This window comes from Klebsiella sp. JB_Kp042 (genome assembly GCF_040065275.1).
Taxonomy (GTDB): domain Bacteria; phylum Pseudomonadota; class Gammaproteobacteria; order Enterobacterales; family Enterobacteriaceae; genus Klebsiella; species Klebsiella quasipneumoniae.
In genome coordinates this window covers 304088-328073 of sequence record NZ_JBEAJL010000026.1, presented here as the reverse complement: position 1 = coordinate 328073, position 23986 = coordinate 304088, and the positions used below count along the sequence as shown (strand labels likewise).

The following is a 23986-nucleotide window of genomic DNA, read 5'->3' as shown; positions in this document are numbered from 1 at the left end:
AATTAACGACAGGTCGTACGAACGTAGGCCGGGTAAGGCGCAGCCGCCACCCGGCAACATCCCGGGTACCGCGCCTGGCGTCTCGCCCGGCGGCGCTGCGCTTGCGCGGGCCTACGGGGTGTGAACCTGTGAGAGGATCCTCCAGGCCGGGTAAGGCGCAGCCGCCACCCGGCACAAAGGCGCGCTAGCGTTCCTTCTGATACAGCGGCACTACGGCGCCGCCGATATAGCGACGGCGCAACCAGGCGGAGAGGGTGTCCATGATCATCACCACCGCCACCAGCAGCAGCGTGATAAACATCACCACATCCCAGTTCCACAGGCGCATATTCTCGGCATAGATAAGCCCGATACCGCCGGCGCCGACGAAGCCCAGCACCGCCGCGGAGCGGGTGTTGGATTCAATCTGGTACAGGCTCAGCGCGAGGAAGGTCGGGAACGACTGGGTAAAAATGCCAAAACGATGCTTTTGCAGGCCGTTCGCGCCCACGGCGGTCAGCCCGCGCCCGGGGGAGCGGTCCACGGCTTCGTGTCCTTCCGCGTACAGCCGTCCCAGCAGACCGGTGTCCTGCATGATGATCGCCAGCACCCCGGCCAGCGGCCCGAGGCCTACCGCGCGCACGAAAATCAGCCCCCAGATAGCCATGTCGATCCCGCGCAGCACATCAAACAGGCGGCGCATCAGCAGGGCGAGGGTCCCCAGCACCACGCCGCGCATGATGTTGCGGGCGGCGAAGAAGGAGAGCAGCAGCGCCAGCACCGTGGCGGTGAGCGTCCCGGCGAAGACGATAGCCAGGGTAATGCCGATTTGCGTGAAGTAATAGCCGAACGGCCAGTTCCAGAAGTCGTGCCAGACGAACATCCGCGCCAGATAGCGGCCAATCTGCTGCAGGCCGGTGGTCAGCTGTTCGCCGCTGATGCCGAACTGCAGAAAAAACCAGACGTAATAGAGCACGCAGGCCAGCGCCACCAGCCCGACGTAGCGCAGGTAGCGCCCCTGGACCTGATAGAGCTGTTTATGCTGCCGACGGCTGGCGGCGATATCCGGTTGCATGTGCCAGACGCTCATTTCTTACCCTCCAGTACCCACAGGCGCAGACGACCGGACAGCATGTCCAGCGCCGACACCACCAGAATGATCAGCAACAGGGTGATGCTCACCTGATCGTAACGGTCGAGCTTGATGTTGGTCATCAGCTCCTGGCCGATGCCGCCCGCGCCCACCAGCCCGAGAATGGTCGACGAGCGGAAGTTGATTTCAAGCCGCATAAAGCCGTAGGAGAGAAACAGCGGTTTCACCTGCGGCCACAGGGCGAAGCGAATTTTTTGCAGCGGCGATGCGCCGCAGGCCGCCAGGCCGCGTACCGGTTTGTTTTGCGCGCTTTCCACCGCTTCGTAGAACAGTTTGGTCAGACTGCCGACGGTATGCAGCATGAGCGCCAGAAAGCCCGGGATCGCGCCGATGCCGAACGCCATCACAAAGATCACCGCCCACGCCAGCTCGGGCATGGTGCGCAAAAACGCCACCAGCACGCGAATGGCAAAGCGCACCGGCGCCGGGGACCAGGCGTTATTGGCGGCGAGAAACGCGAAAACCGTGGCAATGGCGACCGCCACCAGGGTTGAGGCCAGCGCCAGCTGCAGGGTTTCCCAGATCAGCGGCAGCTGGATCGGCAGGCGATAGCCCCACCAGGCCAGCGACCCTTTGGTCTGCACGTCGGCGAACAGGTTGCCGGCGCTCAGGGGCGGAATAGTCTCTGCCATATAGTCCAGGAAGTGGGGCAGCGAGTGCCAGATAGTCAGCAGATTAAATTCCGCGGCGCTGCCGGCGGCAAAATAGAGCGCCAGTAACAGCAGCGACCAGCAGACGGCATCGCGTTTTTGCCGCGAGCGTATCTGCTGGTAATAGCGTTCAAATTCGATGTGGGTCGTCTTCATGCGTCGGGGATCTTCAACGTAGCGCCTCCGCTCACCTCGGGGCAAGCCGGCGGCGTTGAGGCAGGATTAACGCGCGCTCACCAGCTCGCGTTTCATATCGATAATCTGCTGGAAATCAGCCACGCTGCCCGGGCCGATGTGCTGCGTACCGCCCATCGCTTTGATAAAGCAGGCGTGATCCTCAGTATCCAGTTTTTTCACCGCCGCCACGACCTTCGCCTTAAAGTCCGCCGGCAGCGCATTGCTCACCAGGATCGGGCCGTTCGGGATCAGCGGCGATTGCCAGATAATGCGGATCTGCTTCATCAGATCCGGATGATCCATGCGAATCAGGCGGTTGAATGCGCCGGTGGTGTAGCCGGTGTTGTAATCGCCAACCATCGAGGCCCAGGTCACCGCCCCCGCGAACTGGCCATTCAGCACGCCGAGGATGTCCTGCTCGTGGCCACCGGAGAAGGTGACGCTGGAGAAGGTGTTGTTGTATTTGTTGTCGGCGTTGCCGCCAAATTTTTCTTTAAACGCATGGTTAGGGATCAGATACCCGGAAGTGGAATCCGGGTCGGCGAAGCCAAAGGCTTTGCCTTTTAAATCGTCCAGCGTTTTATATGGGGAGTCGGCTTTGACAATCACCACCGAGTGATAGCCGCGAGACTGATCTTTGTCGTCCACGGCGATGCCGACGATATCCACCGCTTTCGGGTTATTGAGATAAACCGAGGCGTAAGAGGAGGGGGACATGCTCAGCACCACGTCGACTTTACCTCCCAGCAGACCCTGAATCACCCCGGAATAGTCGGAAGAGTTACGCAGTTTGGTATCCACGTTCAGCTCTTTATCGAGGAAGGTCTTCACGCACTGGTTATCGCCGATTTGCTGGGTGGCGTTCTGGCCGCCGAGAATGCCCAGATTCAGCTCTTTCGGCTGCGCCGCCGCTGCCTGCCATGCCATCATCATGCCCGCGACCATTGCGGATAAACGAACTGCGCCAGTCATATATTTTTTCATTATGTTGCCCGTGTGAGTGAAATTAATGCAATTGGCTAACGTCATCGCCGTACAGCTGCTGCAGTACATCCTGCGTCAGCCGGGCGGGGTGATCGTCAAAAATAAGCTGTCCGCTGGCGACGCCGATAACCCGGGTGCAGTAGGACCTGACCAGCTCCACCGAATGCAGGTTGACCATCACGCTGATGCCCTGCTCGCTAATCTCGCGCAGCACATCCATGATGCGCTGAGTGTTTTTCGGATCCAGCGAGGCGACAGGCTCGTCGGCCAGCAAGATCCCGGGGTTTTGCATCAGCGCCCGGCAGATCGCCACCCGCTGCATCTGCCCGCCGGAGAGGTTCTCCGCCCGCTGCAGCGCGTGCGGCAGCATGTTCATCCATTCAAGCAGCGCAATGGCGCGCGCCCGGTCGGCTGCGGGAAAGATTTTAAACAGCGATTTCAGGGTTGAAGTCTGGCTGAGGCGGCCCAGTAGAACGTTGGTGAGTACGTCGAGGCGCGGCACCAGGCAGAAGTCCTGGAAGATCATCCCGCAGTGGCTGCGCCAGGCGTTGAGCGCGCGGCCTTTCAGCCGGGACACATCGTGCGGGGTACCGACTTCCGGGTAGCTAAGAATTTCGCCGCCGCTGGCGCTGTGGGTGCCATTGAGAACATGCAGGAGCGTCGATTTACCGGCGCCGGAGCGGCCAATAACCCCGACCATTTCACCGGCGTGCAGATCAAAGCTGATGCTGTCCAGCACCTTGTGCTGAGCCTCGTAGGCTTTACTCAGGTTACGCACGCTTAAGACCTTCCGCTGCCGGCCGGCATTGAGATCGGTGAACGGCTGGAAATCAGTTTCGGCCACCGCGGCAAGAGAGCTGTTCATAAGAGTGTCCAGGTTCGTCATTAACTGGCCACTATTAATAGGTCTTTATGTGAAATTTCGATGACGGTATTGCGAACAAACCGTGAACAGGCGGGAAAGGGCGGCGGTGAGCAGTCCACCCGCGCGCGCGCGGCGCGCTGGCGAAGCGCCGAAAAGCGGCTATGCTTTCGGGGGCGCGGAGACAGGCGCCCCTTGACGGCCGGAACCCTCGTCAATCTTCGCTTAATCTTGCTGATGAGAACTGTTATATCGAATAGATAATGCGTCTGCCTTTGTTTAGCATTCAACATTCCCCAGGTATTAACATATACATAACTATTTTGTGCGGCAGGTTAATCTATTCATGAGTCTTATGTGTTGGTGAATCATCCTGGTTGTTGCTTCTTTTTGGATTTATATTCTTTATTTTTTAATAAATTTGGTTTATTCGACAACTTCATTCTGCCCTCTATTAAGAATATTCCTAACATAATAGGGTGAAGATCCTGGGTAATATAAAATTCAGCTAAGAATCGACGGTAATATTGCCAATAACCTTATGAAAATAAATGTCTTTTTTCTTTCCTCAAAAAAACTATATTTTCAGTTTTTGTAAATATTGACCTGGGCGCGAAATTCATTGCCTTTCCGCATGTTGACACTCTATAGGAAAAAACTTAAATTCAACGCCAAGCAGAAAATAATTATAGTTTAACCCCGCTTATCCAATATTGATAGGTAATGCGTGTCTTATTTAATGGCGATTTATTAAAGGAATGGAATACGCCAGTTAACTTTATAGGCCTGGCAAGCAGTGAAGTTGTAAAAATGATTACTTCAAGGACTATGAGGTTAAAAACTATATGGAATATAAAAGCTGTTCCGATAAGTATATTTGGTCTGCCCATGACTCCTACTTCTATAAAGGATTATCCGAACTGATTGTAGATATCGACGAATTAATTTATCTGTCGCTAGAGAAAATCAGAAGAGATTTCGTGTTTATCAATCTCAATACGGCTTCGTTAAACGAATTTATCAGGCGCGACAGCGAATGGCTATCCGCGGTAAAGGGGAAACAGGTCGTATTAATTGCGGCCAGAAAGTCAGAGGCCTTAGCGAATTACTGGTATTACAATAGCGATATTCGCGGCGTGGTATATGTTGGCCTGAGTCGCGATATTCGAAAAGAGCTGGCCTATGTGATTAATGGCAGGTTTCTCCGTAAAGATATTAAGAAAGATAAAATTACAGACCGGGAAATGAAAATTATCCGCATGACCGCCCAGGGCATGCAGCCGAAATCGATCGCCAGAATTGAAAATTGTAGCGTGAAGACAGTGTATACCCATCGGCGCAATGCTGAGGCCAAGCTGTATTCCAAAATATATAAGTTAGTTCAGTAACACCCAGGCAAGTTAATTTTTGAATGGTTCACCGGGACATCATGTCCTTAATTCAACTCAGGAAGAAAAAGCGATGAAAAAAAAGGTTCTGGCAATAGCTCTGGTAACGGCGTTTACCGGTATGGGTGTGGCGCAGGCTGCTGACGTAACGGCTCAGGCTGTAGCGACCTGGTCTGCGACCGCCAAAAAAGACACCACCAGCAAACTGGTCGTCACCCCGCTCGGCAGCCTGGCGTTCCAGTATGCCGAAGGCGTGAAAGGTTTTAACTCACAGAAAGGTCTGTTTGACGTGGCAATTGAGGGTGACGCAACGGCGACCGCCTTTAAGCTGACCTCGCGTCTTATCACCAACACCTTAACCCAGCTGGATACCTCCGGCTCCACGCTGAGCGTGGGCGTGGATTATAACGGCGCAGCGGTGGAAAAAACCGGTGATACCGTGATGATCGATACCGCCAACAACATTCTGGGCGGCAACCTCAGCGCGCTGGCTAATGGCTACAACGCCAGCGGTCGCACCACCGCGCAGGATGGTTTCACCTTCTCTATCATCAGCGGCACCACTGACGGCACCACCGCCGTGACCGATTACAGCACCCTGCCGGAAGGGATCTGGAGCGGCGACGTTAGCGTACAGTTCGACGCCACCTGGACCAGCTGATCCTTCTGATGCACCAGCAGGGGGGGCTCCCCCTGCTTTTTTCACGGACGGAATTGTTATGAAAAAGCACCTTCTGGCCCTCGGGCTGCTGCTTGCCGGAGTATCGCCGGCGCAGGCGCTGGATGTCGGCGATATCTCATCTTTTATGAACAGCGGCAGCAGCACGCTGAGCAAAACGATCAAGAACAGCACCGACAGCGGCCGGCTGATCAATATCCATCTCGAACGGCTCTCTTCCCCGCTGGATGACGGACAGGTTATCCCGATGGATAAACCGGATGAGGTGCTGCTCACTCCCGCCAGCCTGCTGTTACCCGCCCAGGCCAGCGATGTGATCCGCTTCTTCTACAAAGGCCCGGCGGATGACAAAGAGCGCTACTACCGCATTGTCTGGTTCGACCAGGCGCTCAGCGATGCCCAGCGCGATAACGCCACCCGCAGCGCGGTGGCCACCGCTTCCGCCCGCATCGGCACCATCCTGGTGGTGGCGCCCCGGCAGGTGAACTACCGCTTTCAGTACGCCAACGGCTCCCTGACCAACACCGGGAACGCGACGCTGCGGATCCTCGCCTACGGCCCTTGCCTGAAGGCCGCCGAGGGTAAGGAGTGTAAAGAGAACTACTACCTGATGCCGGGTAAATCACGCCGTTTTACGCGCGTGGACACGGCGGATAAAAAAGGACGGGTTGCGCTTTGGCAGGGTGAGCAGTTTGTTCCCGTGAAATAGACAGCTGTGCAGATGGATAACGACGATGCCTCTACAACGGATTTCCCCAGGACTGAAAACACGGCTTGCCTTCGGCATGTTTTTTTTGTTCGTTCAGCCCGACGCCAGCGCGGCTGCCCCAGGGGCGCAGCAGATTGGCGGGGTGATTATTCCGCAGGCCTTCAGCCAGGCGCTGCAGGACGGCATGAGCGTTCCTCTCTTTATTCATCTTGCCGGCAGCCAGGACACCCGGGACGATCAGCGGATCGGCAGCGCCTTTATCTGGCTGGACGGCGGCCAGCTGCGCGTTCGGCAGATCCGGCTGGAGGACAATGAGGGTAACGCCAGCGTCAGCGAACAGACCCGCCAGCAGCTGACTGGCCTCGCCAACGCCCCGTTCAGCGAGGCGCTCACCATCACGCTGACCGACAGCGCGCAGCTGGATCTCAGCCTGCGCCAGCTGCTGCTGCAGCTGGTGGTCAAGCGCGAGGCGCTGGGCACCGTGCTGCGCTCGCGCAGCGAAGACATCGGCCAGTCGAGCGTCAACGCCCTCAGCAGCAACCTGAGCTATAACCTCGGCGTTTATAACAACCAGATGCGCAACGGCGGGAGCAACACCTCCAGCTACCTGTCGCTGAACAACGTCACGGCGCTGCGTGAGCATCATGTGGTGCTCGACGGCTCGCTGTACGGGATCGGCAGCGGTCAGCAGGACAGTGAATTATATAAGGCCATGTATGAACGGGATTTCGCCGGCCACCGCTTTGCCGGCGGGATGCTTGACACCTGGAACCTGCAGTCCCTGGGGCCGATGACCGCTATTTCGGCGGGCAAGATTTACGGCCTTTCCTGGGGGAACCAGGCCAGCTCCACCGTCTTCGACAACAGCCAGTCCGCCACGCCGGTGATCGCCTTTCTGCCGGCGGCGGGCGAGGTGCATCTCACTCGTGACGGCCGGTTGCTGAGCGTCCAGAACTTCGCCATGGGGAACCATGAAGTGGATACCCGCGGCCTGCCGTACGGTATTTACGACGTGGAGGTGGAGGTGATCGTCAACGGGCGGGTGGTCAGCAAACGCACCCAGCGGGTCAATAAGCTGTTCAGCCGGGGACGCAGCGCCGGCGCGCCGCTGGCGTGGCAGGTGTGGGGCGGCAGTTTTCATATGGATCGCTGGTCGGAGAGCGGGAAAAAGACCCGGCCGGCGAAAGAGAGCTGGCTGGCCGGCCTCTCGGCCTCCGGGTCGCTCAGCACCCTGAGCTGGGCGGCAACGGGCTATGGCTACGACAACCAGGCGGTGGGAGAAACCCGCCTGACGCTGCCGCTGGGCGAGTCGATCAACGTTAACCTGCAAAATATGCTGGCCAGCGACAGCTCGTGGAGCAGCGTCGGCAGCATCAGCGCCACGCTGCCGGGGGGCTTTAGTTCAGTGTGGGTCAACCAGGAGAGAACCCGCATTGGCGATCAGTTGCGGCGCAGCGATGCCGACAACCGGGCGATCGGCGGCACCCTCAACCTCAACGCGCTGTGGTCGAAGCTGGGGACGTTCAGCGTCAGCTACAACGATGACCGTCGCTACAACAGTCATTACTACACCGCGGATTACTATCAGACGGTCTACAGCGGCGCCTTTGGCTCGCTCGGCCTGCGGGCGGGGATCCAGCGCTATAACAATGGCGACAGCAGCGCCAACACCGGGAAATATATCGCCCTCGATCTGTCGCTGCCGCTGGGCAACTGGTTCAGCGCCGGGATGACCCATCAGAACGGCTACACCATGGCTAACCTCTCAGCGCGCAAGCAGTTTGATGAAGGCACCATTCGCACCATCGGCGCCAATCTGTCGCGGGCCATCTCCGGCGATACCGGGGATGACAAAACCCTCAGCGGCGGGGCGTATGCCCAGTTCGACGCCCGCTACGCCAGCGGCACGCTGAACGTTAACAGCGCGGCGGACGGCTACGTCAACACCAACCTCACCGCCAGCGGCAGCGTCGGCTGGCAGGGCAAAAACATCGCCGCCAGCGGACGAACCGACGGCAACGCCGGGGTGATCTTCAACACCGGGCTGGAGGATGACGGTCAGATCAGCGCCAGGGTCAACGGGCGGATCTTCCCGCTCAGCGGCAAGCGTAACTATCTGCCGCTCTCACCCTATGGCCGCTATGAGGTGGAGCTGCAAAACAGCAAAAACTCGCTCGACAGTTACGACATCGTCAGCGGGCGCAAGAGTCATCTGACCCTCTATCCCGGCAACGTGGCGGTGATTGAGCCTGAGGTGAAGCAGATGGTCACCGTCTCCGGTCGTATTCGGGCGGAAGACGGCACGCTGCTGGCGAATGCGCGGATTAACAACCATATCGGCCGTACCCGCACCGATGAAAACGGCGAGTTCGTCATGGATGTGGATAAGAAATACCCCACGATCGATTTCAGCTACGGCGGCAATAAAACCTGCGAAGTGGCGCTGGAGCTCAGCCAGGCGCGCGGCGCCGTCTGGGTGGGGGATGTGGTTTGCAGCGGCCTCTCGTCGTGGGCGGCGGCGCAGCAGACAGGAGAAGAGAATGAAAGTTAACCCCTTAATCGCCCTGGCGATCCTCGCGCTGCTCTGGCCGGTCGCCGCGCTCAGGGCGGCGGTGTCGAAGACCACCTGGTCGGATGCGCCGGCGCGCGAGTTTGTGTTTGTGGAAAACAACTCCGACGACAACTTTTTCGTCACCCCCGGCGGGGCGCTGGATCCGCGCATGACCGGCGCCAACCGCTGGACCGGCTTAAAATACACCGGCTCCGGGACCATCTATCAGCAGAGTCTCGGCTATATCGATAACGGCTACAACACCGGGCTCAATGCCAACTGGAAGTTTGATATGTGGCTGGAAAACTCGCCGGTTTCGCACCCCTTAACCGGCCTGCGCTGCATCAACTGGTACGCCGGGTGCGATATGGCCACCAGTCTGATCCTGCCGCAAACCACCGACGCCAGCGGGTTCTATGGCGCGACGGTGACCAGCGGCGGCGCGAAGTGGATGCACGGTATGATGTCGGACGCCTTCTATCAGTATCTGCAGCAGATGCCGGTCGGCGGCAGCTTCACGATGACCATCAATGCCTGCCAGACCTCGGTGAACTACGACGCCAGCAGCGGCGCGCGCTGTAAGGATCAGGCCTCCGGCAACTGGTATGTGCGCAACGTCACCCACACCAAAGCCGCGAGCCTGCGGTTGATAAACACCCACTCGCTGGCGGAGGTGTTTATCAACAGCGATGGCGTGCCGACGCTCGGGGAAGGGAACGCCGACTGCCGGACGCAGACCATCGGCAGCCGCTCAGGATTAAGCTGTAAGATGGTCAACTATACCTTGCAGACCAATGGGTTAAGCAACACCTCGATCCATATTTTCCCGGCGATCGCCAACTCGTCGCTGGCCTCGGCCGTCGGGGCGTACGATATGCAGTTCAGCCTCAACGGCAGCTCATGGAAGCCGGTGAGCAATACCGCCTATTACTACACCTTCAACGAGATGAAGAGCTCAGACGCGATCTATGTGTTCTTCTCCAGCAACTTCTTTAAGCAGATGGTGAATCTCGGGATCAGCGATATCAATACCAAGGATCTGTTCAACTTTCGCTTCCAGAACACCACCTCGCCGGAGTCAGGCTGGTATGAGTTTTCCACCTCCAATACGCTGATTATCAAGCCTCGTGATTTCAGCATCAGCATTATCTCCGACGAATATACCTCGGCGCCGTCGCGGGAGGGGTATGTCGGCAGCGGCGAACCGGCGCTCGATTTCGGCTACATCGTCACCACCAGCGGTAAAACGGCCGCCGACGAAGTGCTGATCAAAGTGACCGGACCGGCGCAGGTGATTGGCGGGCGCTCCTACTGTCTCTTTAGCTCCGATGACGGTACGGCGAAAGTGCCGTTCCCGGCGACGCTCTCTTTTATCACCCGCAGCGGCGCGACGCAGACCTACGACGCCGGGTGCGATGACAGCTGGCGGGATATGACCGATGCGCTGTGGCTGACCACGCCGTGGACCGATATCTCCGGCGAAGTGGGGCAGATGGATAAGACCACGGTGAAATTCTCGATTCCGATGGATAACGCCATTTCACTGCGGACGGTAGACGATAACGGCTGGTTTGGCGAAGTCAGCGCTTCAGGAGAGATTCATGTCCAGGCGACGTGGCGCAACATTAACTAAGGCCCTGCTGACGGTGGGCTGCCTGCTGGTGGCTCCGCTGGCGCAGGCTATCTCGGTCGGCAACCTGACCTTTTCCCTGCCGGCTGAAGCGGATTTCGCCAGCAAACGGGTGGTCAACAACAATAAAAGCGCGCGGCTGTACCGCATCGCCGTCAGCGCCATCGATCGCCCGGGCGGCAGCGAAGTACGCTCCCGGCCGGTGGATGGCGAGCTGCTGTTCGCCCCTCGTCAGCTGGCGCTGCAGGCCGGGGAGAGCGAATACTTCAAATTTTACTATCATGGCCCGCGGGACAACCGCGAGCGCTATTATCGGGTCTCGTTTCGCGAAATCCCCACCCGCAACCTGACGAGGCGCAGCCCGACCGGCGGCGAGGTCAGCATGGAGCCGGTGGTGGTGATGGATACCATTCTGGTGGTGCGCCCGCGCGAGGTGCAGTTTAAATGGTCTTTCGATAAAGTGGCCGGGACGGTGAGCAACACCGGCAATACCTGGTTTAAGCTGCTGATTAAGCCAGGATGCGATTCGACCGAAGAGGAGGGGGACGCGTGGTATCTGCGTCCCGGGGACGTGGTTCGCCAGCCGGCGCTGCGCCAGCCAGGGAACCACTATCTGGTCTATAACGACAAATTTATTAAGATCAGCGATACCTGCCCGCTGAAGCCCCACCCCGCGGAGTGAACCTTACCCGGCGGTCGCGCGGCGGGTAAAGCGCCGGCTGGCCAGCAGGCTCAGACCGCAGCACAGCAGGTAGTACACCGCGCCGGTGAAGACGAAGATCGCCAGGGGATAGATCTGCACCCGGTTGTTGACCTGGCCGGCCACGGTGGTCAGCTCCGGGACGTTGACGATAAACGCCAGCGAAGTGTCCTTCAGCAGGCCGATAAAGATCCCCACCAGCGACGGCTGAACGTTGCGCAGCGCCTGCGGGAGCAGCACCAGGCGCAGCGTTTGCCCGGGGGCGAAGCCCTGGGTCAGCGCCGCCTCATACTGACCTTTCGGCAGCGACTGCAGCCCGGCCAGCACCGAGTGCATCACCGAGGCGGCGGTAAACCACGCCAGCGCCAGGGTCACGGTCACCGCGCCGGGCAGATCGCCGCCGGTCAGCATCGGCAGCAGATACCACAGCCAGAAGATGACAAATATCAGCGGGATGCCGCGGATAATTTCCGCCCACAGAAACAGCAGACGCCGCGTCAGCCCGCCGTAGCGCCAGGCCAGGCCCGCCAGCGCAATGCCTCCCGGCAGCGCCAGCAGCGTGGCGCCGATAGCCATCAGCAGGGTCAGGGCCACGCCGCCGGGCTGGCCCTCCGCCAGCCGGCCCCACAGCAGGTAATCAAGGTTATCGGCGATCACCGCCAGATTAGCGTTCATGTTGGGCGCTCCGTTGCAGTTTTCTTCCCGGGCCGAGACGCGTTAGCGCCACGCCCATCGCCACCCCCAGCGCCAGGTACAGCGCGGTGCCGACGGCAAAAGCCTCCAGGGCGTGCGCGTTATAGCTCTCAATCTGCCGCACCTGATAGGTCAGTTCCGCAAAGCCGATGCCGCTGGCCAGCGATGAGAGTTTCATCAGGTTGAGATACTGGCCGACAATCGGCTGCCAGGCGTTGGCCAGCCCCTGCGGCAGAAGGATAAAGCGCAGCTCCTGCCACGGCGTAAAGCCCTGCGACAGCGCGGCTTCCCGCTGCCCGTGGCTGACGGCGCGCAGTCCGGAGGCGATCTCTTCCACCAGAAAGGCGGAGGTAAAAACCCCCAGCCCCCACATTGAGCAGAGGAACTCCGGCGTCAGCCACCAGACGTTGCCCGGCAGAATGGACCAGGCGTGCTCGTCGTTCACCACGTTCTTCACCGCCAGCGGCAGCAGGTTCCAGGCGGCAAAGTACCAGAACAGCAGCTGGACCAGCAGCGGGGTATAGCGAAACAGCGAGACCCACGCGGCCACCAGCCCGCGCCCCGCGCGGCCGCCGCCGAGACGCAGGGCCAGCAGCAGAACCGCCAGCAGGGTGGCGAGGAGGATCCCGGCGACGCTGACCCAGACGGTGGTGAGAAAACCAGAGATAATCCATTGCAACGGCTGTCCGCTCAGGACGCCGTGCCAGTCAAGCATCGGCGTCACTCGAGGCTCTCCTGGTGCAGCGGATCCAGCACCTTCTGCAGAAAACGCCGCGCGCGGGCATGCTGCGGATGGGCGAAAAACTCAGCCGGCGGGGCGACCTCGAGAATGTCGCCGCCGTCGATAAACACCACCCGGTCGGCAATTTCGCGGGCAAACTGCATCTCGTGGGTCACCACCAGCATGGTGATCCCGCTGTGGGCGAGGTTTTTCATCACCTGCAGCACTTCGCCGATCATCTCCGGGTCGAGCGCTGAAGTGGGCTCATCGAACAGGATAATCTGCGGCGAGGAGGCCAGGGCGCGGGCGATCGCCACCCGCTGCTGCTGGCCGCCGGAGAGCTGCGCCGGCATCTGCTGCGCTTTCTCCTCCAGCCCAACCTGACGCAGCAGCGCCAGCGCCCGCTCCTGTGCCGCGCTTTTTCCCCAGCCGTGGACGCGCTCCAGCGCCAGCGTGATGTTCTCCTGCGCCGTCAGGTGGGCGTAAAGGTTGAACTGCTGGAAGACAAAGCCGACGCGGCTGCGCAGCTGGCGCAAGGCGCTGCCGCTCAGCCGGCTGGTGGGTTTGCCGTCGATCAGGATCTCGCCGCCGCTTAAGGATTCGAGCTGGTTGATCAGGCGGATCAGCGTCGATTTTCCCGATCCGGAAGGGCCGAGGATCGCCACCACTTCGCCGGGATCGACCTGCAGGTTGATGGCGTTAAGCACCTGATGATCGCCGTAGCGCTTGGCCACCTCACGAAAGGTAATGCTGGCGCGCTGCAGACGTGAAAAATCCGCGGCCGGAGCCGCGGAGTGGGAGAATAAACCCGAGAACATATTATTTCGCTTCTATGGTAAAGGCGCGCGGCTGCGGCGTTTTAGTGGCAGGGCCAAACCAGACATCGTAAATTTTCGCGGCTTCGCCGGTTTTCTCCAGCTTCACCAGCTCATCGTTGACGGCCTTCAGCAGGGCCGGTTCGCCTTTCTTCACTCCCACGCCAATCTCTTCTTTGCTGAGCAGGTCGGGCAGAATTTTAAACTTGGCTTTATCCGGCGCTTCCGCCAGCAGACCGGCAAGGATGGTGCTGTCCTGGGTGATGGCCTGGACGTTGCCGTTGCGCAGGGCGGTCAGGGCCAGCGGAATATCGTCATAGGAGAGGACGCGAGCCTGCGGGAAACGCTGGTGGAGCGCCTGTTCGCCGGTGGTGCCTTTCACCGCGCCGATGCGCGCTTTGCTGTACTCATCAAGCTTATCCGGAGAGCCGGCCGGCACGAGGAACTGCTGGCCGGTGACGAAATACGGCGTTGAGAAATCAATAACCTGGGCCCGCTCCGGGGTGATGGTAATGTCGGCGACGATCAGGTCGGCTTTGCCGGACTGCAGCAGCGGAATACGGTTGGCCGGGTTAGTGGCCACCAGTTCGAGTTTGACGCCGAGCGCTTTCGCCAGCGCCTGGGCAAAGTCGACGTCGTAGCCGACGATATGGTGGGTTTTGGCGTCCACGGAGCCGAACGGCGGGTTGGCGTCAAAGGTGGCGACTTTCACGACGCCGGCGGCTTTGATGTCAGCCAGCTGGTCGGCCTGCGCCTGCGAGGCGAGCAGCAGCATACCCAGCGCCAGTGCGATTTTTGTGGTTTTGTTGCGCATATTTTTTCCCCTGAATCCCTGTTTTGTTTTGTGGACATCACGCTCCCACACATTGCCCGTCGGCGGCAAAGAAGAAAAAATTCTTATCTATAACGAAAAAGAACTTAACAAACCTGTGGGTATTCTTTATGCGCTGGTAGCGTTTTACCGGCGCAGTCACGAGTGCCGAACGGCCCTCTTTCCCTCCGGAGAGAGGGTGAGGGTGACAGGACCGGGCGTAATATGCGCCAGCCAGGATTGCAAATTCGGAATTAATATTTCCCGCGCCCGGCCAACTGTGGTTGAAATAGACCCAGGCGATTCGCTTCCCGACAGAGGAGAAAACGAAAGTGGCATTGTGGCAACGGTTAACGGGCTGGCTGGCTTTTTTGTCCAACGGTGAAGCCGGACAGCAAGATACTCAACGCGTCATGGAGGCGATCCTGCCGGTGGCCAGCCTCTACGGCGTGGACATTGGCAACGTGGAAACCCGGTGGTTCCGTCATGATAAGACATACTGAGCGACGCAGGACGCGAGAAGCCTACTGGAACGAGGTGTGCTTTGTGTAGCAAGAGACTGCCTGAGGTTGCGGCATCGCAGGAGGCGCCGCCGCAGCCCAGGCAGTTTTAACCACCCTTATCCCCCCAGATACATCCGCTTAATTTCCGGGTTAGTCAGCATCTCCCGCGCCGCGCCTGACAAGGTGATCCGGCCATTCTCCAGGACATACGCCCGATCGGCGATCGCCAGCGCGGCCGTCGCATTCTGCTCCACCAGCAGCACCGTCATATTCTCTTCGCGCAGTTGCTTAATGATGCCGAACAGCTCGCCGACAATTTTCGGCGCCAGCCCGAGGCTCGGTTCATCCAGCATCAATAACACCGGCTCGCTCATCAGCGCCCGGGCGATGGCCAGCATCTGCTGCTCGCCGCCGCTCATGGTGCCCGCCATCTGATGGCGCCGCTCCTTGAGCCGTGGAAAGAGGGCGTACATACGATCGCGCAGGCGGGTGTAGCCGGCGAGATTATTGTAAGCGCCCATGCGCAGGTTCTCTTCGATGGTCAGGTTGGTAAAGACCCGGCGTCCCTCCGGCACCAGCGCCAGCCCGCGACGTACGATCTGGTGGGTCTGGCTGCGCGAGATATCGTCGTTGAGGAAGCTGACGCGCCCGCTGGAGCGCACCAGGTTGACGATCCCATTGAGGGTGGAGGTTTTACCGGCGCCATTGCTGCCGATCAGGGTGACGATCTCCCGGTCATAAACATCGATATCGACGCCTTTCAGTCCCTGGATCACGCCGTAAAAGACCTTCAGTTCCCTGGCGTTAAGCATAATTGGCTTCTCCCAGATAAGCGGAAATGACGTCCGGATGCTGGATCGCCTCGGCCATCAGGCCGCTGAACAATGGCTTACCATACTCCAGGACCATCACCCGTTCGCACAGGCGGTTGACGAAGGGCATATCGTGCTCGATTAACAGGACGCTGAGCTGATAGTCATGGCGCATGCGGAAGATCAGCTCCGCCAGATCCTCGGTCTCCTTCGGGTTCATCCCGGCGGCCGGCTCATCGAGCAGCAGCAGCTTCGGCGAGGTGGCCAGCGCGCGGGCGATCTCCACTTTGCGCTGGTTGCCATAGCTCAGGTTCGTGGCCTGCATATGGGCGAAGTGGGCGATGCCGATGTCTTCCAGAATGGCCATCGCTTTGGCCTTCGCCGCCCGCTCGGCCGGAAAGTAGCGGCCAATGTGCAGGGCCGCCTCCAGCAGCGAATAGCGGCTGGCCCGGTCGAGCCCGACCATCACGTTCTCCAGCACCGTCATCGAGTTAAACAGACGGATATTCTGGAAGGTGCGGGCGATCCCGGCGTTCACCACCTGGTTGGGCTTTAGCCCCTTCAGCGCCGTGCCCGCGAGGGTGACGCAGCCGCTGGTGGGCTTATAGTTGGCGGTGATGACGTTAAACAGGGTCGTTTTGCCCGCGCCGTTCGGGCCGATAAGGCCAAAGATCTCCGCCTCGTCTACATGGAAGCTGACGTTGTCGATGGCCCGCAGGCCGCCAAACTGCATGGTGACGTCCTGCACCTGCAGGATGATTTTATTTTCCGCCATAGCTGCTGTTCCTTCTTCCCATCTGCCAAATCTCTTTTTTCCCCAGCAGCCCTTCGCGGGCGAAAAGCATGATGATCAGCAGCAGCAGGGAGAAGACCACCATTCTCAGGCCCGGATAGGCGCCGAGATCGTGACCGAAGAACTGCAGCGGCTGGTCGAGAAAGCGCAGCCACTCGCCGCTGCCGACCACCAGCACGGTGCCGAGCAGGGCGCCGGTAGTGCTGCCGAGCCCGCCGAGGACGATAATAATCAGCAGCTGGAAGGTGAGCATAAAGTCGAACAGCCCCGGGGAAATGGTGGTCAGCAGGGAAGCCAGCAGACCGCCGCCGATCCCTTCGAAGAAGGCGCTGGTGGCGAAGGCGCAGGTTTTAATGCGGAAGGTGTTGACCCCCATGGCGATCGCCGCATCTTCATCGTCGCGAATGGCTTTCATCATCCGGCCATACTTCGACCACACCAGCTGGAGGATCATGCCGGTAGCCAGCAGGGCGAACAGGCCGCACCAGAACAGGAGATGCGGCTGCTGCGGAATATCGTTCAGCCCGATGGCGCCGTTGGTGATTTGCGGGTTGTTAATGGCGAGGATCTTGATGATAAACCCGAAGCCGAGGGTGACGATGGCCAGGTAGTCGCCGCGCACCCGGAAGACCGGCACGGCGAGGCACACCGCCAGCGCCGCCGCGCACAGGCCGCTTATCAGCAGGGCGGGGAGGAAGCCCGCGTGCAGGCTGAGGATCCACGGGCTGGGGGCGGCCATTTCAAACATGTCTACCTTGCTGTCGCTGGAGAGGATCAGCAGGGCGGTGACGTAGGCGCCCACCGCCACGAAGCCGTTCGGCTCCAGCGACAGCTGGCCGGTCACGCCGTTGATCAGGTTGTAGCTGACCGCGAGGATCATAAAGATAAAAATGGTGCTGATGACGCGAACAATGTAGTCATTGAAAACCACGTTGATTCCGGCCAGCAGCGCGATACAGATGACAATAATGGCCAGGTTGCGCAGCTGCGCCCCGGCGGTGGTCGTCGCGTTGAGCATCAGAAACGGCTCCTTTCCAGACGTTCGTCGCCCATAATGCCGACCGGGCGGAACAAGAGGACCAGAATCAAGAACAGGAAGGCGAAAGCGTCTTTATAGCCGCCCAGTTCGGGGAAGATCGCCACCGCGACCACCTCGGTAAAACCGAGGATAAAGCCGCCCAGCACCGCGCCGGTGACGCTGCCGATCCCGCCCAGCACGGCGGCGGCGAAGGCCTTCAGGCCGATAAGCACGCCCATCAGGGGATCGATCGTCGGGTAGCTGATGGAGTAGAACACGCCGCCGAGCGCCGCGAGGCTGCTGCCGAGGGCGAAGACCAGGGAGATGATCCGGTTGGCGTCAATGCCCATCAGACGCACGGTGTTGACGTCAAAGGCTACCGCGCGGATCGCCATTCCATAGCGGGTGCGGTACAGCAGCCAGAGGATCGCCAGCAGCAGCAGGACGGTGATCAGCGGCACAATCCACGCCACGTTGGTAATGATGACGCTGCCGAAGGCCCGGGTCTGGTTGAAAAAGTCAGGGGCGGAGAAGAAGCGCGAGCTGCCGCCAAACAGCACGTTAAACAGGTTTTCGAGGAAGAAGCTGACGCCGATGGCGGTGATCAGCATGGAAATTTTCGAGGCCTGGCGCAGCGGACGATAGGCGACCCGGTCAATCAGCATGCCAAACAGGCCGCACAGCCCGAGGGTCAGGAAAACGGCTACCCCGAAGGGTAGCCCAACCGAAGAAAATAAAAACAGCGTACTAAACGCGCCGACCATCATCACGTCCGCATGGGCGAAGTTGATCAGCCTTAGCACGCCATAAACCATCGTATAACCGATGGCAATCAGGGCGTACATGCCCCCAAGACTCATTCCATTGACCACTTGCTGGAGAAAAATGGCGCCGTCCATTTTGTAGCCTCGTCACAACTTAAGGGTTAACCACGGTACGAAACGCCAGCTTGCCATCTTTCACTTCGTTGATGACCGCGCTGCGAATGGCGTCGCCGTTCTGTAACGTCAGCGTGCCGGTCACGCCCTGGAAATCTTTGGTGGCGCGGATTTTTTCATTCACGCAGACCCGATCGTGGGGATCGCTGCACTGGTTCATGGCGTTGACGATAACGTTATAGGCGTCCGCCGCCATTGCGCCCCAGGTATGGGTCGGCTGCTGGTATTTGGCTTCCCAGGCTTTGATGAAGGTTTCCCCGGCCGGGGTCTGCTCTTTGGCGTTCGGCGAGTAGTAATCGGTGGTCATATAGCCGTTGACCGCGTCTTTACCCACATCGAAGAAGACCTGATCTGCGGCCAGACCGTCGCCGCCCACCACCGGTTTGTTGAGCCCCAGCTGTTTTGACTGCACGGCAATCAGCGCCCCTTCGGTGTAGTAGATCGGCATATAAATCATGTCGACATTCTTCGCCTTGACGCTCGCCAGCTGGGCTTTAAAGTCCTTGCTGCCGCCCGGGGCCTGTACCTCGATGGGAATGGTGCCGCCGTTTTTCAGGAACTGGGTGCGGAACGCTTTCGCCAGGCCGACGGAGTAATCGTTGCTACTGTCAAACACGATGGCGGCGGTTTTGGCTTTCAGATCGCGGGAGGCCAGATTGGCCCCGACCACCCCCTGGAAGCTGTCCGAGAAGCAGACCCGGCTGACGTACGGATGGTTGCGGGTGACGCGGTCGTTGGTGGCGGTGGAGGAGACCAGCGGCGTTTTGCTGTCGTCGGCGATCTTGGTCATCGCCAGGGTGTTGGAGGAGGTGACTTCCCCGATCACGGCATCCACTTTATCGCTGGAGACCAGCCGCTGCATGGCGTTGGCCGCTTCGACTTTGTCGCTTTTATCATCGATAACGATAAGCTTGATGGTATCGCCATTTTTTAACGTCGGGGTGATGGTCTGAATAATGTCCAGCCCTTTCTGCGACGGCTGACCATAGCCGCTGAGGGCGCCGCTCAGGGGTAATACCACCCCGATTTTAATTTCCGCTGCCTGCGCGCTGCTCGCGCCGGCCAGCGCGGCTACCAGCGTGGCCATTAAAGACGCTTTCCCGGAAAACGATTTCATTGGTATTTCTCCGTCGGTCGATTATTTATCTTTAACCATCAATGACTGCATAACATTGAGGAATAATTCGCCAGCGTATCTGGCGAATTATTGGCTGTTATGTTGAATAGATAACGAGATATATACCCTAAATAATTCGAGTCGCATGAAGGCGGCATGTGAGCGATTCCCCAGGCGCTTGCAGAAGTCAGTGACTGGGGGGAGAGAACGCAGCCAACGCACATGCAACTTAAAGTATGACGGGTATTTTTAAGGCGCTGAATTACCTTACAACGTCCGTTTCGTTTTTACTCATGCAATATTCTTATTACCTGCAGGCATGGGCATAAGGCTGGTGACAACACGGCTTTTGATACGCTGAACGTATTTTCCCAGGTGGCGACTGGCGCCTTATCCGGCCTGGAAAAAAAGCAATATAAACCGGTTGAACGGTTTCCACAGGCTCGCGCCAGCGAAGCGCCGCCGGGCGATTTCAGCGCACCCGAATATAATATTCAGGTGCGCCAGGTAATATTAAAAATCTATTCTTCGGCTCGCGTGACTTATTATTTTAAAGGGGTCAATGGTTTTATTTTTCCATGCAGCGCCGGATTATCGCTTTCATCTTTCAGGCGCACGCCGGTAAGCCGTCGTAAAAAAGCCTGCTCCAGCAGCCAGGCCAGTTTAAAGGCGGCGGCGTCATGGCTCAGCCCTTCCGGGCGAATATTGGAGATACAGTTGCGCTCTGACTCCAGCCGCTGCCGATGGGGCTGCCAGGTGAGGTAGACGCCGAGGCTGTCCGGCGAGGAGAGGCCCGGTCGTTCGCCAATCAGGATCGCCACCGCGCGGGCTTTCAGGGTTTCGCCAATATCATCCCCCAGCGCCACCCGCGACTGATGGGCCAGCACCACCGGCGCCAGGCCGATCCCCAGCGTCTGCAGCCAGGGCAGCAGGGCGCGGATCAACGGCACCGCCTGACGCTCTACCGCCCAGGAAGAGAGGCCGTCGCCGATCACCAGCAGCAGGTCGGCGGGGCGGACGCCGCTGGCGGCGAGGTCGGCGCGACTCTCGTCGGCGAGCTGCCGCCCGAGATCCGGGCGCCGCAGATAGGTATGACGGTCCGGCGCGGCGCTGTGCACCGTCAGGGTGTCGAGGCCGAGCGCCGCCAGCGGCGCCACCAGCTGCTGGCTGGCGAACGGCTGATGAATGGCGTCCCGCGCTCTGGCGTGGGCCAGACCAAAGTTAAGGACTTCGCGGGTCGGCAGGCTGGCGCCGCTGCGGCCCAGGGCGATCCGCGCATCGGTAAATTCACGCAGCGGGTTCCAGGCGTCGGGACGGTTCATACGGGGGCTCCTTGCGGCAGAACGGACAGCAGCGGATGGCGGGCGTCGGTGAGCCGCAGCGCGCCGTGCGGATCGATAATTTGCATCTTCGCCAGCCAGTCGGCGAACTCCGGGGCATGCTTTAAGCCCAGCAGACGACGGGCGTAGAGCGCGTCATGGAACGAGGTGCTCTGGTAATTAAGCATGATATCGTCCGCCCCTGGCACGCCGATCAGGAAGGTGAGCCCGGCGGCGCACAGCAGGGTCAGCAGGGTGTCCATATCATCCTGATCCGCTTCCGCATGGTTGGTATAGCAGACGTCGCAGCCGATCGGCAGGCCCATCAGTTTGCCGCAGAAGTGATCCTCCAGCCCGGCGCGAATAATCTGCTTACCGTCGTAGAGATACTCCGGACCGATAAAGCCGACCACCGTATTGACCAGCAGCGGTTCAAAGTGGCGGGCGACGGCGTAGGCCCGCGCCTCGCAGGTCTGCTGGTCGACGCCGTGGTGGGCGTTGGCCGACAGGCAGCTCCCCTGGCCGGTCTCAAAATACATTACATTGTTGCCGAGGGTGCCGCGACCGAGGCTGAGGGCCGCCTCGCGGGCCTCCTGCAGCATGGCAAGGTTGATGCCGAAGCCGCTGTTGGCCGCTTCGGTTCCCGCCACCGACTGAAACACCAGATCCACCGGCGCGCCGCGCTCAATCAGCTGCAGCGTATTGGTGACGTGGGTCAGAATGCAGGACTGGGTGGGAATGGCGAAGCGCTGGATAATATCGTCCAGCATCACGTTCAGCTGCGCCAGCACCGGTAAGCTGTCGCTGGCCGGGTTGATGCCGATCACCGCATCCCCGGCGCCGTACAGCAGTCCGTCGAGCATACTGGCGGCGATGCCTTTCAGGTCATCGGTGGGATGATTGGGCTGCAGGCGCACGCTGAGGTGGCCGGGCAGGCCGATGGTGTTGCGAAAGCGCGTCACCACCTGACATTTGCTGGCGGCGAGGATCAGATCCTGATTGCGCATCAGCTTGCTTACCGCCGCCGCCATCTCCGGGGTGATAGCGCGGGCGACCCGCTGCAGCGTGGCGGTATCGGTGGCATCGTCCAGCAGCCAGTCGCGGAAATCGCCGACCGTCAGGTGACGCAGGGCGGCAAAGCCCTGCGCATCATGGGTGTCGAGGATCAGGCGGGTCACTTCGTCCTGCTCGTAGGGGATAAGCGGATTGTCGAGAATGTCGGTCAGCGGCACCTCGGCGAGGGTCATTTTCGCCGCCATCCGCTCTTCGGCCGAGTGGGCTATAACGCCCGCCAGGGCGTCGCCGGAGCGGGCCGGCGACGCTTTCGCCATCAGCGTTTTCAGACTATCAAAGCGCCATACCTGGCCCGATAGCGTGGTTTTATACATGCCGCCTCCTCAGGAGACCGTGCGCAGTTGAGGATCCACTGGCGCCCGCTCACGGGCCGCTGCGGTTTTGCGGAACCACAGGTAGCCGCCGAGCATCATCGCCGCGAAAATCAGCGCCAGCAGCAGGTTATACCAGACCATCGCCACCAGGCAGATCACCGCCATGCCGAGGGCAAAGGCCGGCGCCAGCGGGTAGAGCGGCGCGCGGAACGGACGGATCAGCTTCGGCTCGCTACGGCGCAGTTTGAACAGCGCCGCCATGGAAGTGATATACATAACAATAGCCCCAAATACCGACATGGTGACGATGCAGGCGGTCAACGGCATGCCGCTGATGGTGATCAGCGAGTCGGAGAAGATCGCGGCGATACCCACCACGCCGCCGGCGAGGATCGCCAGATGCGGGGTGCGGGTGCGGCGGTTGAGGGAGGCCAGCCCGGCGGGCAGATAGCCGGCGCGGGCGAGGGAGTAGATCTGCCGCGAGTAGCCCATAATGATGCCGTGGAAGGAGGCGACGAGGCCAAACAGCCCCAGCCACACCAGCATATGCAGCCAGCCGCTGCCGTTGCCCACCACCGTCTTCATCGCCTGAGGCAGCGGGTCGTTGATATTGGACAGCGCGCGCCAGTCGCCGACGCCGCCGGCGAAGACCATCACGCCGATCGCCAGCACCGTCAGCGTCAGAATGCCGCCGCCCAGGGCGCGCGGAATGGTGCGCTGCGGATCTTTGGCCTCTTCGGCGGCCATGGAAGCCCCCTCAATGGCGAGAAAAAACCAGATAGCGAACGGAATGGCGGCGAACATCCCCGGCAGCGCCAGGCCGCTAAAGCTTTCCGCGCCCGCCCAGCCGTTGGCGGTGAAGTGGCTCCAGGAGAAGCCGGGGGCGACCACGCCCATAAACACCAGCAGCTCGAAGATGGCCAGCAGGGTGACGATCAGCTCGAAGGTGGCGGCGATGCCGACGCCGAGGATATTGAGCGTCATAAAGATCACGTAAGCGCCGCAGGCGACCCATTTCGGATCCAGCGCCGGAAACTGCACGTTGAGGTAGGCGCCGATGGCCATGGCGATGGCCGGCGGGGCGAAGACGAATTCAATCAGGGTGGCAAAACCGGCGATAAAGCCGCCGGTGGGCCCGAAGGCGCGGTAGGCGTAGGCGAAAGGGCCGCCAGCGTGCGGGATGGCGGTGGTCAGCTCGGTAAAGCTGAAAATAAAGGCGCAGTACATGGCGGCGACCGCCAGGGCGACGACCATAAACCCCATCGTGCCCGCCTGCGACCAGCCGTAGCTCCAGCCGAAGTACTCCCCGGATATCACCAGTCCGACGGCGATCCCCCATAAACGAAAACTGCCGAGCGTTCTTTTTAAGGTGGTGGTGTGCTCTGTCATACGTGTTGCCTCGCCAGATAGAAAGGTTCTGAACGACAGGCTGCAAAGAGAGTGCCAGAACGTTGTCCGCCGCGATGAGGCGCCAGCCCGTGACGCGCTCACCGGCGCTGCGCAAAAATGGGGCAGGCTGCACGCTGTCGGCGCGCGACCTGGTGCAGCGGCTTTGCTTTTTCCGCGGTGGCACGGTATAACACTTCTTCTTTTGGA

Annotated in this window: 25 protein-coding genes; 9 read left to right on the top strand and 16 right to left on the bottom strand. The window is 60.0% G+C overall.

Translation table 11 applies throughout. The features are described from left to right. Positions 1-184: 184 nt before the first annotated feature. The 4 genes from phnE (ABLV54_RS09920) to phnC form a co-directional block, all read right to left on the bottom strand. Positions 185-1069: a phosphonate ABC transporter, permease protein PhnE gene (gene phnE / locus ABLV54_RS09920; protein WP_050533117.1), complete on the bottom strand. Its 885-nt coding sequence runs from the start codon at positions 1067-1069 to the stop codon at positions 185-187. Beyond that, positions 1066-1938 (bottom strand): phosphonate ABC transporter, permease protein PhnE, encoded by an 873-nt coding sequence (gene phnE / locus ABLV54_RS09915; protein ID WP_032453208.1) that lies wholly within the window; start codon positions 1936-1938, stop codon positions 1066-1068. Before phnE (ABLV54_RS09915) ends, phnE (ABLV54_RS09920) begins: the two co-directional genes overlap by 4 nt. A gap of 66 nt (positions 1939-2004) precedes the next feature. After that, positions 2005-2943, bottom strand: coding sequence for a phosphonate ABC transporter substrate-binding protein (phnD, locus tag ABLV54_RS09910; RefSeq protein WP_032428601.1), 939 nt, complete (start codon positions 2941-2943; stop codon positions 2005-2007). A gap of 22 nt (positions 2944-2965) precedes the next feature. Continuing rightward, positions 2966-3808, bottom strand: a complete 843-nt coding sequence (gene phnC, locus ABLV54_RS09905) for a phosphonate ABC transporter ATP-binding protein (protein ID WP_050533116.1) — start codon at positions 3806-3808, stop codon at positions 2966-2968. Positions 3809-4650: 842 nt separating this feature from the next. Between phnC and ABLV54_RS09900 the strand changes: the two genes are divergently transcribed. The 6 genes from ABLV54_RS09900 to ABLV54_RS09875 all read left to right on the top strand — a co-directional run bounded on the left by ABLV54_RS09900 (position 4651) and on the right by ABLV54_RS09875 (position 11444). Next, entirely contained in the window at positions 4651-5193 is a 543-nt protein-coding gene (locus tag ABLV54_RS09900) for a helix-turn-helix transcriptional regulator (RefSeq protein ID WP_023288544.1), read from the top strand. A 73-nt stretch (positions 5194-5266) separates the two neighbouring features. Next, complete coding sequence (ecpA, locus tag ABLV54_RS09895; RefSeq protein ID WP_023288545.1) at positions 5267-5854, top strand: common pilus major fimbrillin subunit EcpA; 588 nt, start codon at positions 5267-5269, stop codon at positions 5852-5854. A gap of 58 nt (positions 5855-5912) precedes the next feature. Continuing rightward, positions 5913-6581 (top strand): hypothetical protein, encoded by a 669-nt coding sequence (locus tag ABLV54_RS09890; protein WP_023288546.1) that lies wholly within the window; start codon positions 5913-5915, stop codon positions 6579-6581. 25 nt (positions 6582-6606) lie between these two features. After that, positions 6607-9132, top strand: a complete 2526-nt coding sequence (locus ABLV54_RS09885) for a fimbrial biogenesis outer membrane usher protein (protein WP_050533115.1) — start codon at positions 6607-6609, stop codon at positions 9130-9132. Beyond that, positions 9122-10765 carry a fimbrial adhesin EcpD gene (gene ecpD / locus ABLV54_RS09880; protein ID WP_050533114.1) on the top strand — a complete coding sequence of 548 codons (1644 nt, stop codon included), beginning with the start codon at positions 9122-9124 and terminating at the stop codon, positions 10763-10765. Before ABLV54_RS09885 ends, ecpD begins: the two co-directional genes overlap by 11 nt. Continuing rightward, a complete protein-coding gene (locus tag ABLV54_RS09875) occupies positions 10734-11444 on the top strand; it encodes a fimbria/pilus periplasmic chaperone (RefSeq protein ID WP_050533113.1) in 711 nt (236 codons plus the stop codon). The genes ecpD and ABLV54_RS09875 overlap by 32 nt, the downstream gene beginning before the upstream one ends. A 3-nt stretch (positions 11445-11447) precedes the next feature. Here ABLV54_RS09875 and ABLV54_RS09870 read toward each other — a convergent pair whose 3' ends face one another. The 4 genes from ABLV54_RS09870 to ABLV54_RS09855 are packed head-to-tail and all read right to left on the bottom strand — an operon-like array spanning position 11448 to position 14505. Then, the gene (locus tag ABLV54_RS09870) at positions 11448-12137 is read right to left on the bottom strand and encodes an amino acid ABC transporter permease (protein ID WP_017900979.1); all 690 of its coding nucleotides are present in this window, start codon (positions 12135-12137) and stop codon (positions 11448-11450) included. Further along, positions 12127-12879, bottom strand: coding sequence for an amino acid ABC transporter permease (locus ABLV54_RS09865; RefSeq protein WP_050533112.1), 753 nt, complete (start codon positions 12877-12879; stop codon positions 12127-12129). The genes ABLV54_RS09870 and ABLV54_RS09865 overlap by 11 nt, the downstream gene beginning before the upstream one ends. After that, positions 12876-13694 (bottom strand): amino acid ABC transporter ATP-binding protein, encoded by an 819-nt coding sequence (locus tag ABLV54_RS09860; protein ID WP_023288551.1) that lies wholly within the window; start codon positions 13692-13694, stop codon positions 12876-12878. The genes ABLV54_RS09865 and ABLV54_RS09860 overlap by 4 nt, the downstream gene beginning before the upstream one ends. A gap of 1 nt (position 13695) precedes the next feature. Beyond that, positions 13696-14505, bottom strand: coding sequence for an ABC transporter substrate-binding protein (locus ABLV54_RS09855; RefSeq protein ID WP_002890106.1), 810 nt, complete (start codon positions 14503-14505; stop codon positions 13696-13698). 329 nt (positions 14506-14834) lie between these two features. Between ABLV54_RS09855 and ABLV54_RS09850 the strand changes: the two genes are divergently transcribed. After that, a complete protein-coding gene (locus tag ABLV54_RS09850; protein ID WP_002890108.1) occupies positions 14835-15005 on the top strand; it encodes a hypothetical protein in 171 nt (56 codons plus the stop codon). A gap of 116 nt (positions 15006-15121) precedes the next feature. Here ABLV54_RS09850 and ABLV54_RS09845 read toward each other — a convergent pair whose 3' ends face one another. Genes ABLV54_RS09845 through ABLV54_RS09825 form a run of 5 tightly spaced genes read right to left on the bottom strand, consistent with a single transcriptional unit; the run spans position 15122 to position 19653 of the window. Continuing rightward, positions 15122-15817, bottom strand: coding sequence for an ABC transporter ATP-binding protein (locus tag ABLV54_RS09845; protein WP_004204908.1), 696 nt, complete (start codon positions 15815-15817; stop codon positions 15122-15124). Continuing rightward, entirely contained in the window at positions 15810-16592 is a 783-nt protein-coding gene (locus tag ABLV54_RS09840; protein ID WP_050533111.1) for an ABC transporter ATP-binding protein, read from the bottom strand. The genes ABLV54_RS09845 and ABLV54_RS09840 overlap by 8 nt, the downstream gene beginning before the upstream one ends. Further along, positions 16579-17628 (bottom strand): branched-chain amino acid ABC transporter permease, encoded by a 1050-nt coding sequence (locus ABLV54_RS09835; protein WP_008805324.1) that lies wholly within the window; start codon positions 17626-17628, stop codon positions 16579-16581. The genes ABLV54_RS09840 and ABLV54_RS09835 overlap by 14 nt, the downstream gene beginning before the upstream one ends. Continuing rightward, positions 17628-18527: a branched-chain amino acid ABC transporter permease gene (locus ABLV54_RS09830; RefSeq protein WP_002890128.1), complete on the bottom strand. Its 900-nt coding sequence runs from the start codon at positions 18525-18527 to the stop codon at positions 17628-17630. The genes ABLV54_RS09835 and ABLV54_RS09830 overlap by 1 nt, the downstream gene beginning before the upstream one ends. 19 nt (positions 18528-18546) lie before the next feature. Then, complete coding sequence (locus ABLV54_RS09825) at positions 18547-19653, bottom strand: ABC transporter substrate-binding protein (protein ID WP_072096492.1); 1107 nt, start codon at positions 19651-19653, stop codon at positions 18547-18549. On the opposite strand from ABLV54_RS09825, the gene ABLV54_RS09820 reads away from it, so the two are divergent. Beyond that, positions 19646-19789, top strand: coding sequence for a hypothetical protein (locus ABLV54_RS09820; protein ID WP_032428606.1), 144 nt, complete (start codon positions 19646-19648; stop codon positions 19787-19789). The genes ABLV54_RS09825 and ABLV54_RS09820 overlap by 8 nt on opposite strands. A gap of 439 nt (positions 19790-20228) precedes the next feature. On the opposite strand, the gene eutC is transcribed toward ABLV54_RS09820, so the two are convergent. The 3 genes from eutC to eat are packed head-to-tail and all read right to left on the bottom strand — an operon-like array spanning position 20229 to position 23779. Beyond that, positions 20229-21005 carry an ethanolamine ammonia-lyase subunit EutC gene (eutC, locus tag ABLV54_RS09815; RefSeq protein WP_023288555.1) on the bottom strand — a complete coding sequence of 259 codons (777 nt, stop codon included), beginning with the start codon at positions 21003-21005 and terminating at the stop codon, positions 20229-20231. Continuing rightward, a complete protein-coding gene (locus tag ABLV54_RS09810) occupies positions 21002-22390 on the bottom strand; it encodes an ethanolamine ammonia-lyase subunit EutB (RefSeq protein ID WP_023288556.1) in 1389 nt (462 codons plus the stop codon). Before ABLV54_RS09810 ends, eutC begins: the two co-directional genes overlap by 4 nt. A gap of 9 nt (positions 22391-22399) precedes the next feature. Then, positions 22400-23779, bottom strand: coding sequence for an ethanolamine permease (eat, locus tag ABLV54_RS09805; protein WP_032453381.1), 1380 nt, complete (start codon positions 23777-23779; stop codon positions 22400-22402). 62 nt (positions 23780-23841) lie between these two features. Here eat and ABLV54_RS09800 point away from each other — a divergent pair, with 62 nt between their 5' ends. Beyond that, entirely contained in the window at positions 23842-23970 is a 129-nt protein-coding gene (locus tag ABLV54_RS09800) for a hypothetical protein (protein ID WP_072096491.1), read from the top strand. Positions 23971-23986 lie beyond the last annotated feature (16 nt).